Raw genomic sequence first — 213 nt, forward strand, 5'->3', positions numbered from 1 at the left:
CGATCGAGGACAAAACCGCGCTCAAACTGCTCGATACGGCGACCCGGAATGGCGACAGGCTGCTGGTTCTCGTCAACGATATTCTGGATGCCCAAGCCCTGAGCGAGGGCAAGGTATCGGTGACGCGTAAACCCGTGGACCTCACGAAAGTGGTCGTTTCGGCAGTCGAAAACTGCCGGGCCTATACCGAGAAACTCGGGGTCACTTTCGACG

Annotated in this window: 1 pseudogene; it reads left to right on the forward strand. The window is 58.2% G+C overall.

From position 1 onward, the window contains the following. Window positions 1-213: pseudogene (locus A3728_RS23205) on the forward strand (hypothetical protein); the annotation flags it as partial.

The organism is Sulfitobacter sp. HI0040 (assembly GCF_001634885.1).
Lineage (GTDB): Bacteria > Pseudomonadota > Alphaproteobacteria > Rhodobacterales > Rhodobacteraceae > Sulfitobacter.